Below are 14,855 nucleotides of genomic sequence, written 5' to 3'. Positions count from 1 at the left end.
AGAGATTTAGTATGCAGACATTAGCAAAACGCGTCGAACAAATAGCCCCATTTCAAGTGATGGCAGTGATGGCGCGAGCAAAGCAATTACAGGCCGCGGGTCAGGATGTTATCCACCTAGAAGTTGGTGAGCCTGATTTCAGTGCTCCGCAAGCGGTCAATGAAGCGGGCATTGCGGCGATCAACGCAGGCAAAACCGGTTATACCTCTGCGACAGGATTACCTGAGTTGAGGCAATCGATCAGTGAGTTTTATTTACAGCGTTATGGCGTTGACGTGAGCTCAGAGCGTATTGTCGTGACGCCAGGCGCGTCAGGCGCTTTGTTATTGCTAAGTTCGCTGATGGCGGAAGTGGGTTCAGAGGTGCTCATGCCAGACCCTTGCTACCCTTGTAATCGCCATTTTTTATTACAAGTGGGTGCGACTGCTCGTATGTTGGAATGTTTCAGTAAGAACAACTTCGAGATTGATCTTGAGCAGCTACAAAGCGAATGGCGTGATCAGACAACAGGGTTGTGGTTAGCGTCTCCGGCCAACCCAACCGGCTCAGTGTTGTCTCAGGAATACGTACAGCAAGCGTGGTCGATTGTTCAGCAACAGGGTGGCCATTTGTTGGTGGATGAAATTTATCAAGGATTGGTATTTGAAGGGCACGATTTTACTGCGTTAAGCATCAGTGATGATATTTTTGTCGTGAACAGCTTTTCAAAATACTTCGCGATGACGGGTTGGCGCTTAGGCTGGATTGTGGTGCCAGAGTGGGCCATCGAAGGCGCAACAAAACTGGCGCAAAATTTATTCATCTCTGCGTCATCTGTTGCGCAATATGCGGCACTTCGAGCCTTTGAGCCAGATGTGCTGGCAGAGTGTGAAAGTCGTCGTCAGACCTTAGCGAAACGTCGCCTTACCTTAATAGATGGTTTGAAGCGATTGGGATTGCCTGTTGCGTCAGCGCCACAAGGCGCGTTCTATGTCTATGTTGATGTGTCGTCGATTACGACAGATGCAATGCAATGGTGTTTAGATTTGTTGCAACAAGAGTATGTTGCACTGACGCCAGGTGCGGATTTTGGACACAGAGAGGCGCATAAGTATGTACGTTTTGCCTATACCTGTGATTGTGATCGAATTGAACAAGCTTTGCTGCGGATCGAGCGGTTCATGGCATCTTAAGGCGCTTTTTATTGACCTTAATCGTGTTCTTTTTAGGTTTTGGAAAACCTCCTTTTAAAGCGCGTTATTACTCTGCATTATAGTTGACATCAAAATTTGTGTGTTTGGGTATAGGGTTGGTATGCGTAAAGTTCAGCTTTGGCGTCGTTTGGCGGCCGCTTTTTATGATGCTCTTTTATTGATCGCGTTGTATTTCATCGTAGGTTGGATTGCGGTGATGTCTAACGATGGTGAAGCGGTGGAGAGTTTCTGGATGTTTTGGTTGTTGCTATTGATTGCGTGGGGCTTTTTCTTCAAATTTTGGCGGTATCCTGGTCAAACTTTGGGAATGCAGGTTTGGAAATTTCGTGTTGTACAAGAGAGCGGCGCGCCAATTACTGCACGTCAAGCGACAGCACGTTATGTCTTTGCGTTAGTGTCTTGGGCATGTTGTGGGTTAGGGTTTCTGTGGGCGCTAATCGATAAGAACCAACAAACATGGCATGACAAAATGTCTCAGACGCGGTTGGAATTTATTGATCATAAGCAGCGCAGCCAAGATTCTTAATGGCTGCGCTGCGCGTCAAATTAATGGCGACGTTTTAGCAGGTATAAACCGATCATAAAGCATATAAGTATCGGGATTAGGATGCCCAAAAGTGGTGGTAACGAGCTTACAAGGCTGAATCGTCCCGTGATGTATAGGCTGTTTTGGAAGGCCAAGCCAATCAATACGCCAGAGAAAATACGCCCCCCCATAGTAGACGAGCGCAGTGGCCCAAATACCGTAGAAATGGCCACAATCACGAGTGCCAACGAAGATAAAGGTCTAAAGACTTTACTCCAGAAGGCGAGTTCATAATTCCCCGCGTTAAGTCCTTGTTCCTTTAAAAAAGCTGAATACTGATACAGCTGAGTAAGCGAAAGGCTGTCCGGTTCTTGTGTGGATAAATACAAAAAATCGGCCTTTAGCGAAGAGGTCCACTCTTGGCTTTTTGTGTTGCTTACTTCAACTTTAGTATCGGTAAACGTTGAAGTCTGGATGTTTTGTAGTTGCCAAGTGTCTTCAGAAACTTGAGTGGCACGCTTTGCCGCATGGATGGCGCGTAACTGATCACCTTCGCGATCGTAAATGGTAATGTTGTATAAATTACCTTCGCGATCTGCGGCATCAATATAGATATAGTCGCCATTTGTTTTAAGCCAGCTACCGCCAGTGATGGCGAAATCTTGGTTGACGCCAACTTGAAGCTTATCCACAAGATTGGCTTTTTGTTCTGCGATAGGTGATACAAATTCCGCAACCAATAACCCTAGTACAGCCAGAAGTAAGACTGGCTTACAAGCGGCAAAACCTAGACGCCATAATGGGATACCCGCGGCGCGCATAACGGTAATTTCAGAGGTGGACGCTAAGGCTCCGAGTCCGACTAAGGTGCCAATTAGAGAGGAAACAGGTAAGTATTCCGCTAGCTTTCCTGGGATACGTAGTCCAAGTACTTGGATTAAAGTGCCGGCAGTGTATTGATCATTTATCTTTTTTACTTCTTCGATAAAGGTAATCGCAAAGTCCAGTCCTAGTAAAACAAACGCCACCAAGCAGACGGCCAGTAATACGCTCATGCCAACGTAGTGGTCAAGTTTACGCATGGCGGCTCTCCTTGTTCTTAGGCAGTTTCGCGGACTTGCGCGAGAAGGCTTGGTTGAAGAGCAGGAAGGTGTAGGTGCCTATCAGCAAGAAGATGGCGTGCACCCACCATAAACCTAATTGTGCTGGAATAATCTGTTTTTCTAACGCCGTGCGTCCCCAGATGAGCAGGCCCAAATATGTGATAAGCAAAATAATAGCGGGCAGCATTTTAAAGAAACGTCCTTGTCTTGGGTTCACTTGACTGAGCGATAAACCAATAATGGCCAGTATCGGCACAATGATGACGAGGCTGATGCGCCATTGTAATTCTGCAATTAATTTTGGGTCGCTGGACTGCAACAAAGACAGCGTTGGCTGAGCTTCCTCTGCCGTAATATCTTGCATCGGGCGGTCTTCAATGCGGATAGCATAGGTATCGAAGGTCGTTAAGCTGTAGTTTCCGGTGCCGGGTGTTCCTTCATAACGTACGCCATCTTTAAGAACCAAGTACTGTAATCCGTCGTGTTCAGCAAAACGCACTAACTCACCGTAGCGTGCTAAGGTTTGAGTTGGGATGCGCTGATTTGATTTGATGGTCGTGTCTGAAATAAACAGATTTTCCATCCAGCCTTCATCGGCGGTAAAATTTTCGATGTAAGTGGCTTTTTGTCCTGAGCCCTCAAACTTTCCCGGCTGTAAAAAGTCGAAAGCGGTGAGCTGGCTTTGGGAGCGAGTCATTTCTTGAGCTTTATACTCAAACGTTGGAGACACCCAAAAGTTTATGGTGGCCGAGATGGCTGTCACAAAAAGTGCAATACCTAAGGTGTAGACTCCAAGCTTTACTTTGCTGACGCCACTGGCGAATAGAATCGACATTTCATTTTCGATGTACAGTCGGCCGTAAGCCAAGAGTAAAGAAAGGAAAAAAGCTAATGGCAAAATGACTTGAATAAAACTTGGCACATGGAGTCCCAAGATAATGAACAGAAAGTCAAAGCTCATTTTTCCTTCTGCGACACGTCCCAAGTAATTGACGATGCGTCCACTTAAAATGACAAGAAGTAAGATGAGCGTCACCGCTGCGGTTGACACCAACACTTCTTTAGCCAAGTATCTGAATAGTTTCAAAGGAACCTCTACTGGAGTTCTAGCGTGACTTCAGGCGATCGCTACTGTTTTAAAGCGGCCAATATTATCTCGATAGTTGCCGCAGGTAGCCAGTATTTTAGAAAGATTATTGAATTGGATGGGAAATATGAAAACACAATTGTTCAACAATGCTGCTGATGTGCAAGCTGACCTGCTTGTTGTATTCGTTCCGAGTGAAGGTGAATTACCAGCAGCAACCGCACAGGCAGATGAAAAAGTACAAGGCCAGATTACAGCGCTGCGCGAACAAACCGTTTTCAAAGGCTCTGTGGCACAAACGTTGCTGCTGCCAAGCGTTGTAGAAGGTCAGCCAGCTCTGTTGTTGGTTGGCACTGGTAAAGATGCGTTGTCGGATATGAATGTTAAAAAAGTGGCGGCTGCAGTAGGTACTCAAATCAAGTCCCTGCCATATGCTAACGTCGCGGTCGCTGCGAGCGGCTTGTCAGTTAAAGATCGTGATGCTGACAATATGACGACTTTGTTGGCGCAGTGGCTAAATGAAGCGTTTTATGAATTCCTTGGCTTTAAGCAATCGGATGCTGAGAAAGTGAGTAAAGTGGAAACTTTGCAAATCGAAGGTACGAACGAAGATGCCTTGAAAGTGGGCGTAGCAACAGCGTCAGGTTCTGCGTTCACTCGTCAATTGGGTAACTTGCCGGGTAATGTGTGCACGCCGGCTTATTTGGCCTCCAAAGCGCAGCATCTTGGTGAAGAATTCGGTATTGATATCGAATTGCTAGATGAAACCAAAATGGATGAGCTTGGTATGCACTGTTTGCTGTCGGTTGGACGCGGCAGTGATCAGCCAAGCTACTTGATCGTGATGCACTACCGTGGTGGCAAAGAAGATGAAGCGCCGCATGTCTTATTAGGTAAAGGCATTACCTTTGATACGGGTGGTATCTCATTGAAGCCTGGTGCGAAAATGGACGAAATGAAATACGACATGTGTGGTGCGGCCAGTGTATTTGGCACGATGAAGGCGATTTGTGAACTCAAACCCGCATTGAACTTTACCGCAGTGATTGCGGCAGCGGAAAACATGCCAAGTGCACGTGCTACGAAGCCTGGCGATGTAGTGCGTACAATGTCGGGTAAAACAGTGGAAGTATTGAACACCGATGCGGAAGGGCGCTTAGTGTTATGTGATGCATTGACTTACATTGAGCGCTTCAAGCCTCAGTCAGTGGTTGACATTGCGACATTGACGGGAGCTTGTATTGTGGCCCTTGGTAGTGTCAATTCAGGTATGTACGCTAATAAGCAAGACGTAGCGGATGCTTTGAAAGCGGCTGGCAGCGACGCCGCAGACAAACTTTGGCAGATGCCATTGGATGAAGAGTATCAGCAGCAGTTAGATAGCAACTTCGCCGATATGGGGAACATTGGTGGACCAGAGGCCGGTTCGGTAACGGCGGCTTGCTTCCTTTCGCGCTTTACAGAAAGTTACCCTTGGGCGCACTTGGATATTGCTGGCACAGCTTGGACAGGCGGGGCAGCGAAAGGTGCGAGCGGTCGCCCTGTAGGTTTGTTGACTCAATATTTATTAAGTAAAGCGAACTAGAGCTTCTTAGTGAATAAAGCCCTGTAAGTTGTCATGCTTGCAGGGTTTTTTGTTTGCTAATGAATTTGAACTTTGCTCTTGGCGATGAAAAGTGATGAAATCGCCAAACTGTATCTTGTTAGGTTTTATTGGCGGGTATAGTTTAGTGTGATTGTCGGCGCGTATCGTTAGGGTGGACTTTTGCCCAGTTCAGTGCGAAAGTTGTACAACTTGAACGTTTCCTATCGGAAAAATTTAGACTGAAATCAGTCTGGATTTAGTACGATACACTTAGGTTTGGTTGTGATTTTTTATGTCTGATGTGCTTTCTGATGCTCAAATGTTTCTGTCTGAGCCGGACGAAACAGTCCTAACAGCTGCGTTACGCAATAAAGATGATATTCCTATCTTGATGGATATCGTCGGTGCAGACGATGCAGTAACTCCCATTAGTCAGGAAATGCACCTGAAGAAATCTCTATTCTCTGATGAAGCGGAGACGCAAAAGCCGACGCCTACCTTTAAGTACGAAGCGCCTGAGAAAAAGACCAAATTCCAATACGAACCACCTGAAAAAGGTGCTGAGTTTAACTACGAGCCGCCCGAAGCGATAACTGAGACTGTCTCCGACTCTGTCAGTCAAACGGTTGAGCATGTGGCCACTGCCGTGCAACCCAATACGGCAGGTAAAGATCAATCTCAACTTATTGCGGATGCTGTTAAAAGTGTGCTCGAGCGCAGATTGCCAGAATTGGTTGCAGAAGTAATGATGGAAATCTCAAGACACGATGATCCTTAGGTGTTACGTGACTTTCTCGACCACTGTGTAAACGTTATAATCCCCTCAACTTTATTTTGCCATCCAAGAGCTTTAAGACACCATAATGGAAAAGACTTACCAACCTCAAAGTATCGAACAGCCTATTTACACTCGCTGGGAAGAAAACAACTATTTCGCACCAAGCGGTGATGGCACGCCATTCTCCATCATGATTCCACCGCCAAACGTCACCGGTAGCCTGCATATGGGGCACGCATTCCAGCACAGTTTAATGGATGCCATGATTCGTCGTGCACGTATGCAAGGCAAGCGCACTTTGTGGCAGCCAGGTAGTGACCACGCGGGCATCGCGACACAAATGGTTGTTGAGCGCCAATTGGCTGCGCAAAACCAAACACGTACTGAATTAGGTCGTGAGAAGTTCCTTGAAAAAGTATGGGAATGGAAAGGTCAGTCAGGCGGCACGATCTCTGATCAAATGCGTGTATTAGGTGACTCTGTCGATTGGACTAAAGAACGTTTTACGATGGACCCAGGCATGTCTGCTGCGGTTCAAGAAGTGTTTGTACGTCTTTATGACGAAGGCATTATTTACCGTGGTCAGCGCTTGGTAAACTGGGACCCTAAACTGCACACAGCCATTTCTGACCTAGAGGTATTGTCAGAAGAAGAAAATGGCTTCATGTGGCACTTCCGTTACCCTCTAGCGGATGGCGTAAAAACCGCAGATGGCAAAGATTACATTGTTGTTGCGACGACGCGTCCTGAGACCATGCTAGGTGACTCCGCCGTTGCGGTTGCGCATGATGATGAGCGTTACTCTGACTTAGTTGGTAAAGAGATTGTGTTACCGCTTGTTGGTCGCCGTATTCCAATTATCGTAGATGAATACGTTGATAAAGAATTTGGTACAGGTTGTGTGAAAATCACACCTGCCCATGACTTCAATGACTATGAAGTAGGTAAACGCCACGATCTGCCAATGCTTAACATCTTTACAGACGATGCGGCGATTAACAATGAGGCACCAGAGAAATACCGTGGCTTAGATCGCTTCGAAGCACGTAAAGTGATTGTGAAAGATTTCGAAGCGCTAGGTCTGTTAGAGAAAATTGCCGACCACAAACTGAAAGTACCGCGCAGTGAGCGCGGTAACACGGTCGTTGAGCCGTACCTAACCAAGCAGTGGTATGTGGCGGTTGAAACGTTGGCGAAACCCGCGATTGAAGCCGTTGAAAATGGTGATATCCAATTTGTACCAAAGCAATGGGAGAACACTTACTTCTCTTGGATGCGTGATCTACAAGATTGGTGTATCTCACGCCAACTTTGGTGGGGGCATCAAATCCCAGCTTGGTATGATGCTGATGGTAAGTTCTACGTTGGTCAAAGCGAAGAAGATGTACGCCAAAAATACGACTTAGCAGCGGATATAGAGCTGGTTCAAGACGAAGACGTACTGGATACATGGTTCTCTTCCGCATTGTGGACGTTTGCCACACAAGGCTGGCCAGAAAAAACAGAAGACTTTGAGCTGTTTGCGGAATCAGATGTTCTGGTAACAGGCTTTGATATTATCTTCTTCTGGGTCGCGCGTATGATCATGATGACCCTGAAGTTTACCGATAAAGTACCTTTCAAAACCGTGTACATCACGGGTCTTATCCGTGATGAGCGTGGCGACAAAATGTCCAAGTCTAAGGGCAATGTGATCGATCCGTTGGATCTGATTAACGGTATTGACCTTGAATCGCTGGTTGCTAAACGCACTTATGGCATGATGCAGCCTCGTTTGGCTGAGAAAGTTGAAAAGAATACTCGCGAAACGTACCCAGAAGGCATGCCTTCTTACGGTACTGACGCACTGCGTTTCACGTTGTGTTCATTGGCGTCTGGTGGTCGTGATATCAAGTTCGATTTGAACCGTCTGGAAGGCTACCGTAATTTCTGTAACAAAATTTGGAACGCAACACGTTACGTATTGATGAATACGGAAGACCAAGATTGTGCGCAAAATGGTGCAGAAGTTGAGCTTTCATTAGCCGATAAATGGATCATCTCGCGCTTACAGCACGCAGAAGAGGCGGTGAACAAAGCGTACGACACGCATCGTTTTGATCTAGCAGCTCAAGCTATTTATGAGTTCATGTGGCACGAGTACTGTGATTGGTATCTAGAGTTGTCTAAGCCTGTGCTGTGGGATGAGAACTCAACGCCAGCACAATTGGCCGGTACGCGTCGTACACTGGTTCGCGTTCTGGAAGCCTTCATGCGTTTGGCGCACCCGATGATGCCATTTATTACCGAAGAAATTTGGCAGCGTATTGCGCCATTGGCGGGTCAAACGGGTGAAACCGTTATGACGCAGGCGTACCCTGAAACGGATGAAGCGAAGAAAAATGCCGAAGCCGAAGCCGATGTTGAATGGCTAAAAGGGGTTATCGAAGGTGTTCGTAACATTCGTGGTGAAATGAACATCGCTCCGTCTAAGCCTCTAGAAGTGTTTTTCCGTAATGGTTCTGAGCAAGACAAAGTGCGTATGGAAGCGAACTTAGCGTTCCTACAGAAGCTTGCGAAAATCGAATCCGTCACTTGGCTTGAGGCCGGTGCTGAGGCGCCGATGTCAGCGACAGCCTTGGTCGGTGAGATGGAAGTGTTGGTGCCTATGGCTGGTCTGATTGATAAAGAGGCTGAGCTTGCTCGTCTACAAAAAGAAATCGATAAAGCCAGTAAAGATCTACAACGCATTGAAGGTAAGTTAGGTAACGAGTCATTTGTTGCTAAAGCTCCTGAAGCGGTCGTAGAGAAAGAGAAAGCAAAGTGTGAAGACTTGAAGTTGGTTGTTGCTCGACTTGAAGAGCAAAAGGCTAGCATCGAATCTCTATAAAGTGACAGTTGCCTCACTGTGACCAGTGGGGCAACTGGCTAAAGTAGCAAGAGGTGGTCAATGGCAGAACGGTTATTTGGCAAAGTGCGATGGTTTAACGACACCAAAGGTGTGGGTTTTATTAAGCGTGATGGTTTTCCAGATGTATTTGTTCACTATAAAGCCATTCTGTCAGATGGGCATAAAACGTTGAAGAAAGGCCAGTCGGTGAGTTTTGATGTCATCCAGACAGACTTTGGGACACAAGCGACCGAGGTGAAACTCGAGAAACGGCCACTCTAGCCTCTTATAAAAAACCAGCTGATTCAGCTGGTTTTTTTATGTCTGTTTAAAGCATGCTGTGAGCCAGTTTGACAAAGTCGACAGGGCTTAAGATGCCGACCAACTTGCCGTTCTCGACTACCGGCAGGCTGCCGTATTTATTTTCAATAAAGAATTCAGCTGCGGTTTTTAGTGTCATGCTAGGGTCAATGGACAAAGTGTCCTTATTCATGGCATTGCGAACGGGTGTTTGCTCTTCTTTCTTATGCAGCTGCAGAGTACCAAATTGGCTGACAAGGTAAAACGCATGTTTAAGATATTCTCGTTGTGTCAGCATACCTAGGCAATGACCGTCATCGTCAATAACGGGTAGGTTGCGGATATTTTTTTCTGACATCAAGGCCTTCGCGGTGGCGAGGGAGTCACTCTCTTTTAGAGTAACCAAATTTGTAATCATTAAGTCGGCGACAGTTTGCACGCTTCGAACTCCTTGTATAATAGTTGTTATGAGTCTAGGAGATAATAAATGCCAAGCGCAATAGATAATAGTCAGTGCTTACTAGAGAAAGATGAATTTTGGATGGCTAAAGCGTTGGAATTAGCGCAAGAGGCGGCCGCTGAAAGCGAAATTCCAGTGGGTGCGTTGGTTGTATTGAATGATGAAATCATTGGCCAAGGTTTTAACTCCCCGATTCACACCTGCGATCCAACGGCGCACGCGGAGATCCAAGCTATTCGTGATGCTTGTCAAAAAATGAATAACTACCGCCTACCCGGTGCGACGTTATACGTCACTTTAGAGCCATGTTCCATGTGCGCAGGAGCCATTATTCACAGTCGAGTGGCGCGAGTTGTTTACGGAGCGACTGAACCAAAGAGTGGTGTGGTGGAAAGTCAGCTGTCTTTTTTTGACAGCAGTTACCTAAATCATCGTGTGGAAAGTCTGGGTGGGGTGCTGGCTGATCAAGCCAGTGAGCAACTTTCAAACTTTTTTCAGTACCGCCGTGAGCAAAAAAAGCGGTTAAAACAACAGGCTAGGGAGCAAAGTGTACGTGATGAGTGAGGAAAGTGTTGATAATGCAAAGTCTGTACTGGCTTAAAAACACTTCAATGATTTAAAATGTGCGCAAATTTTTCCCCAAAACCACCATATGAGGCAAAACTCGACATGCTGACTCTGCATGGTTCCGCAGCGCTTTCTGCGTTTCGCAAAGCTAAGCTTTTAGCCGGTCTAAAAGATCTGTATCCATCTATCACAGATATCGATGCCCAATTTCTACATTTTGTTGAATTGAAATCAGAACAGGCGCTGACTTCAGATCAACAAAACGTGCTAGAACAGGCTCTGACTTACGGGGCTAAGTCTGCGCCGATTCAAGTATCTGATCACTACGTATTGGTAGTTCCACGTCTTGGTACCATCTCTCCTTGGTCTTCAAAAGCAACAGATATCTTGCATAACTGTGGTCTTGAGCAAGTTGAGCGAGTAGAGCGTGGTGTTCAATATTTTATTCACTCGAATGCTGCATTGACTGATGAGCAACGTAATGAGGTTGCTGCGTTACTGCATGACCGCATGACCGAAAGTGTTTTGTTAGATTTAAACGCTGCACAAAACATGTTTGCTCACGCAACCCCAAAGCCAATGACCAGTGTTGATGTTTTAGGTGGTGGTCGTGCTGCATTGGCTGACGCCAATCAGAAGCTTGGTTTGGCGTTGGCGGAAGACGAGATTGACTACTTAGTTGAATCTTTCCAAGAGCTAGGCCGTAACCCTAACGATATTGAGCTGATGATGTTTGCCCAAGCAAACTCTGAGCACTGTCGTCATAAAATTTTCAATGCGTCTTGGACGATCGATGGCGAAGAGCAAGAACGTTCTTTGTTTAAAATGATCAAAAATACCCATGAGCATAATCCAGATGGCACCTTGTCTGCTTACAAAGACAACGCGGCTGTTATGGAAGGCCACAAAGCAGGTCGCTTTTTCCCTAATCCAGAAACCAAAGAATACGACTTCTCACAAGAGAACATCGATATTCTGATGAAAGTGGAAACGCATAACCACCCAACAGCGATTGCGCCTTTCTCTGGTGCTGCAACAGGGTCAGGTGGTGAAATTCGTGACGAAGGTGCAACGGGTATTGGTTCAAAACCCAAAGCAGGTTTATCTGGTTACACGGTGTCGGATTTGAAGCTTCCTGGCTTTGAACAGCCATGGGAAAGTCATTACGGCAAACCAAGTCGTATCGTGACACCATTGGACATCATGATCGAAGGCCCTATTGGTGGCGCGGCGTTTAACAACGAGTTTGGCCGTCCTAACCTGCTAGGTTACTTCCGTACCTTTGAGCAAAAAGTTCAAGGTCCAACAGGTGACGAGGTACGTGGTTACCACAAGCCGATCATGTTGGCCGGTGGTCTTGGTAACATCCGTCGTGAGCACGTTGAGAAAGATGAGATCCAAGTTGGCTCGAAACTGGTTGTGCTAGGCGGTCCAGCGATGTTGATTGGTCTTGGGGGTGGTGCTGCCTCATCGATGGCTTCTGCGGACGGTAACGAAGACTTAGATTTTGCATCGGTACAGCGTGGCAACCCAGAAATGGAGCGTCGTTGTCAGGAAGTGATCGACCGTTGTTGGCAACTTGGTGACAAAAATCCGATCAGCTTTATTCATGACGTGGGCGCGGGTGGTTTGTCAAACGCTTTGCCAGAACTTGTTAAAGATGGCGAGCGTGGTGGTAAGTTCGATCTACGTAAAGTATTAAACGATGAACTGGGTATGTCACCACTGGAAATCTGGTGTAACGAATCGCAAGAGCGCTACGTGATGGCAATCCCTGCTGACCGCATTGATGAGTTCGCAGCGATCTGTGAGCGCGAGCGTTGTCCGTTTGCTGTGGTGGGTGAAGCGAAAGAAGAGTTACATCTAGAAGTAGAAGACCCTCACTTCAACAACAGCCCTGTCGATCTACCGATGTCCGTTTTATTTGGTAAAGCGCCGAAAATGCATCGTGAAGCCACAAAAGCTGATGTGAAAGGCGATGACTTTGATGGTTCTGAATTGGAGTTGGCGGAAGCGGCTAAACGCGTACTAACCCTACCAACGGTGGCATCAAAGAGTTTCTTGATTACCATTGGTGACCGTACCATTACTGGTATGGTGGCGCGTGATCAAATGGTCGGGCCTTGGCAAGTGCCTGTGGCAGATGTTGCGGTTACGACGTCATCGCTAGACACCTATAAAGGTGAAGCGATGACGATGGGTGAGCGCACGCCTGCGGCGCTATTGAATGCTCCTGCTTCAGGGCGCATGGCCGTTGGTGAAGCGCTAACGAACTTAGCCGCAGCGAAAGTGACAAAGCGTAGCCACATTAAGTTGTCGGCAAATTGGATGGCCGCTGCAGGCCATGCAGGTGAAGATGAGAAACTGTATCAAACTGTGAAAGCAGTCGGTATGGAGCTTTGTCCAGCATTGGATATCGCCATACCAGTGGGTAAAGACTCGATGTCGATGAAGACAGTATGGAAAGAAGATGGCGAAGAAAAAGCCGTTACCTCTCCATTGTCTTTGGTGATTTCTGCGTTTGCGCCGGTAGAAGATGTTCGTAAGACTCTAACACCTGAGCTTAAGCAAGCAGAGAGCCAATTGATCTTGCTAGATCTTGGTGCTGGCCAAAACCGTTTAGGTGGTTCGGTACTTGCGCAAGTCTTTAACAAAGTCAGTAACGCAACACCTGACGTAGACAGTGCAGCTGCGCTTGCTGGTTTCTTTGATACCACTCAAGCACTTAATGGTGAAGGTAAATTGCTTGCCTATCATGACCGTTCCGACGGTGGTCTATTTGCAACCTTGACAGAAATGTCGTTTGCGAGCCACATCGGTCTAGATGTAGATCTAACCAATGTTGCAAAAGACAAAGCGTCTCTAGCGGCTTCTTTGTTCAACGAAGAGCTAGGTGCCGTGATTCAGGTAGCCAGCTCTGATGTTGATGCCGTACTAGCGGCTTACCAAGGCGCAGGCGTTTCAGCAACTGTCGTAGCAACACTAAACGATAGCGATACGTTGAACTTTGCGTTCCAAGGTGAGCAAGTGTTGTCGCAAGATCGTGTGACGTGGCAGCGTACTTGGTCTGAAACCAGCTACCGCATCCAAGCTCTACGTGATAACCCAGAATCTGCTCAGCAAGAGTTCGATAACTTACTGGATGCGAAAGACCCAGGTCTATCAGCTAAGCTAAGCTTTGATATTAATGCCGACGTTGCAGCGCCTTACATCAATACGGGTGCGAAGCCTCGTATGGCAGTTTTGCGTGAGCAGGGTGTAAACGGACAAGTGGAAATGGCGGCAGCCTTCCATAAAGCGGGCTTTAACCCAGTTGACGTTCACATGAGTGATATCTTGTCAGGCCGTACATCACTTGAAGAGTTCCAAGGTCTAGTGGCGTGTGGTGGTTTCTCTTACGGTGACGTATTGGGTGCCGGTGAAGGTTGGGCGAAGTCCATCTTATTCAACAGCCGTGCTCGCGAGCAGTTTGAAGCCTTCTTTAACCGCCAAGAGACGTTCTCTCTGGGAGTGTGTAATGGCTGTCAGATGCTGTCTAACTTGCATGACTTGATTCCAGGTGCGCAAAATTGGCCTAAATTTGTTCGTAACCAATCGGCTCAGTTTGAGGCACGTTTTGTTCAGGTAGAAGTGAAAGAGTCTAACTCTATCTTGCTAGCTGATATGGCGGGTTCAGTCATGCCGATCGCGGTTGCGCACGGTGAAGGGCATACAGAATACCGCGATGATGCACACAAAGCGATTCTTCAAGCCAATGGTCAAGTGGCTCTGCAATATGTAGATCACTATGGTCAAGCAACTGAACGCTACCCATTCAACCCGAATGGTTCTGCGGAAGGTATTACTGGTCTAACGTCTGAAGATGGTCGTGTGACTATCATGATGCCTCACCCAGAACGTGTTTACCGTGCGGTACAACACAGCTGGAAGCCAGAAGGTTGGGAAGAGCAAGGTCCTTGGTTACGTTTGTTCCAAAATGCACGCAAATTCCTAGGCTAATCTTCTAGCTTTAAGAATCGAAAAGCCCGCTGCTTGTATAAGCAGCGGGCTTTTTCGTTTCTAGAGCAATGTTATGAGTGGTGAGGTTTTAAAAACGACGTCTGCTTAACCACATAGGTCAAAGGTGATTGATATTTGACCGTCTAAGTATTTGTTTGTGTGTTTATTGATCAGTTTTGGCGCTATTTAAAAGAATAATGCGTTTTTATTAAATTAATTTAAAAACCGCTTGCGCTGAAAATTTAGATGCGTATTATACGCCTCCACTGACACGGACAACGCTTCACAACAACGAAGCAGAACGCGTCAGACGCTCTTTAAAATAGATAATCAGATAATTTGTGTGGGCGCTCGCTGGAGACTTCTAAAAATTTTGAAGTCTTAAATG

General features: G+C 46.7%; 11 protein-coding genes. 8 read left to right on the top strand and 3 right to left on the bottom strand.

From position 1 onward, the window contains the following. Positions 1-11 precede the first annotated feature (11 nt). Together AYW76_RS02195 and AYW76_RS02190 are read left to right on the top strand one after the other, a co-directional pair. Positions 12-1,172, top strand: a complete 1,161-nt coding sequence (locus AYW76_RS02195; protein WP_067215215.1) for an aminotransferase class I/II-fold pyridoxal phosphate-dependent enzyme — start codon at positions 12-14, stop codon at positions 1,170-1,172. 121 nt (positions 1,173-1,293) lie between these two features. After that, entirely contained in the window at positions 1,294-1,719 is a 426-nt protein-coding gene (locus AYW76_RS02190) for an RDD family protein (RefSeq protein ID WP_067030378.1), read from the top strand. 20 nt (positions 1,720-1,739) lie between these two features. Here AYW76_RS02190 and lptG read toward each other — a convergent pair whose 3' ends face one another. After that, positions 1,740-2,801 (bottom strand): LPS export ABC transporter permease LptG, encoded by a 1,062-nt coding sequence (gene lptG / locus AYW76_RS02185; protein WP_067030383.1) that lies wholly within the window; start codon positions 2,799-2,801, stop codon positions 1,740-1,742. Next, on the bottom strand, positions 2,794-3,891 hold the full coding sequence (lptF, locus tag AYW76_RS02180) for an LPS export ABC transporter permease LptF (protein WP_269448091.1): 1,098 nt from the start codon (positions 3,889-3,891) through the stop codon (positions 2,794-2,796). The genes lptG and lptF overlap by 8 nt, the downstream gene beginning before the upstream one ends. Before the next feature lie 145 nt (positions 3,892-4,036). Between lptF and AYW76_RS02175 the strand changes: the two genes are divergently transcribed. From AYW76_RS02175 to AYW76_RS02160, 4 genes are all read left to right on the top strand, one after another. Then, complete coding sequence (locus tag AYW76_RS02175; RefSeq protein ID WP_067215212.1) at positions 4,037-5,494, top strand: leucyl aminopeptidase; 1,458 nt, start codon at positions 4,037-4,039, stop codon at positions 5,492-5,494. Positions 5,495-5,786: 292 nt separating this feature from the next. Further along, positions 5,787-6,272 (top strand): hypothetical protein, encoded by a 486-nt coding sequence (locus tag AYW76_RS02170; protein WP_067215208.1) that lies wholly within the window; start codon positions 5,787-5,789, stop codon positions 6,270-6,272. Between the two features lie 85 nt (positions 6,273-6,357). Then, a complete protein-coding gene (locus tag AYW76_RS02165; RefSeq protein ID WP_067215205.1) occupies positions 6,358-9,141 on the top strand; it encodes a valine--tRNA ligase in 2,784 nt (927 codons plus the stop codon). A gap of 60 nt (positions 9,142-9,201) precedes the next feature. Then, positions 9,202-9,423, top strand: a complete 222-nt coding sequence (locus AYW76_RS02160; protein WP_067094978.1) for a cold-shock protein — start codon at positions 9,202-9,204, stop codon at positions 9,421-9,423. A 46-nt stretch (positions 9,424-9,469) separates the two neighbouring features. On the opposite strand, the gene AYW76_RS02155 is transcribed toward AYW76_RS02160, so the two are convergent. After that, on the bottom strand, positions 9,470-9,880 hold the full coding sequence (locus tag AYW76_RS02155; RefSeq protein ID WP_082866068.1) for a CBS domain-containing protein: 411 nt from the start codon (positions 9,878-9,880) through the stop codon (positions 9,470-9,472). A gap of 48 nt (positions 9,881-9,928) precedes the next feature. On the opposite strand from AYW76_RS02155, the gene tadA reads away from it, so the two are divergent. Together tadA and purL are read left to right on the top strand one after the other, a co-directional pair. Next, positions 9,929-10,465, top strand: coding sequence for a tRNA adenosine(34) deaminase TadA (tadA, locus tag AYW76_RS02150; protein WP_082866067.1), 537 nt, complete (start codon positions 9,929-9,931; stop codon positions 10,463-10,465). A 105-nt stretch (positions 10,466-10,570) separates the two neighbouring features. Beyond that, positions 10,571-14,467 (top strand): phosphoribosylformylglycinamidine synthase, encoded by a 3,897-nt coding sequence (gene purL / locus AYW76_RS02145; RefSeq protein ID WP_067215201.1) that lies wholly within the window; start codon positions 10,571-10,573, stop codon positions 14,465-14,467. Positions 14,468-14,855: the final 388 nt, after the last annotated feature.

The organism is Marinomonas gallaica (assembly GCF_001639745.1).
Taxonomy (GTDB): Bacteria; Pseudomonadota; Gammaproteobacteria; order Pseudomonadales; family Marinomonadaceae; genus Marinomonas; species Marinomonas gallaica.
The sequence above is the reverse complement of the archived record's forward strand: the minus strand, read 5'-3'. Positions and strand labels throughout refer to the sequence as shown.

Coding starts and splice junctions, on each gene's coding strand:
- AYW76_RS02195 (WP_067215215.1), top strand. CDS start 12: ATGCAGACATTAGCAAAACGCGTCGAACAAATAGCCCCATTTCAAGTG.
- AYW76_RS02190 (WP_067030378.1), top strand. CDS start 1,294: ATGCGTAAAGTTCAGCTTTGGCGTCGTTTGGCGGCCGCTTTTTATGAT.
- lptG (WP_067030383.1), bottom strand. CDS start 2,801: ATGCGTAAACTTGACCACTACGTTGGCATGAGCGTATTACTGGCCGTC.
- AYW76_RS02175 (WP_067215212.1), top strand. CDS start 4,037: ATGAAAACACAATTGTTCAACAATGCTGCTGATGTGCAAGCTGACCTG.
- AYW76_RS02170 (WP_067215208.1), top strand. CDS start 5,787: ATGTCTGATGTGCTTTCTGATGCTCAAATGTTTCTGTCTGAGCCGGAC.
- AYW76_RS02165 (WP_067215205.1), top strand. CDS start 6,358: ATGGAAAAGACTTACCAACCTCAAAGTATCGAACAGCCTATTTACACT.
- AYW76_RS02160 (WP_067094978.1), top strand. CDS start 9,202: ATGGCAGAACGGTTATTTGGCAAAGTGCGATGGTTTAACGACACCAAA.
- tadA (WP_082866067.1), top strand. CDS start 9,929: ATGCCAAGCGCAATAGATAATAGTCAGTGCTTACTAGAGAAAGATGAA.
- purL (WP_067215201.1), top strand. CDS start 10,571: ATGCTGACTCTGCATGGTTCCGCAGCGCTTTCTGCGTTTCGCAAAGCT.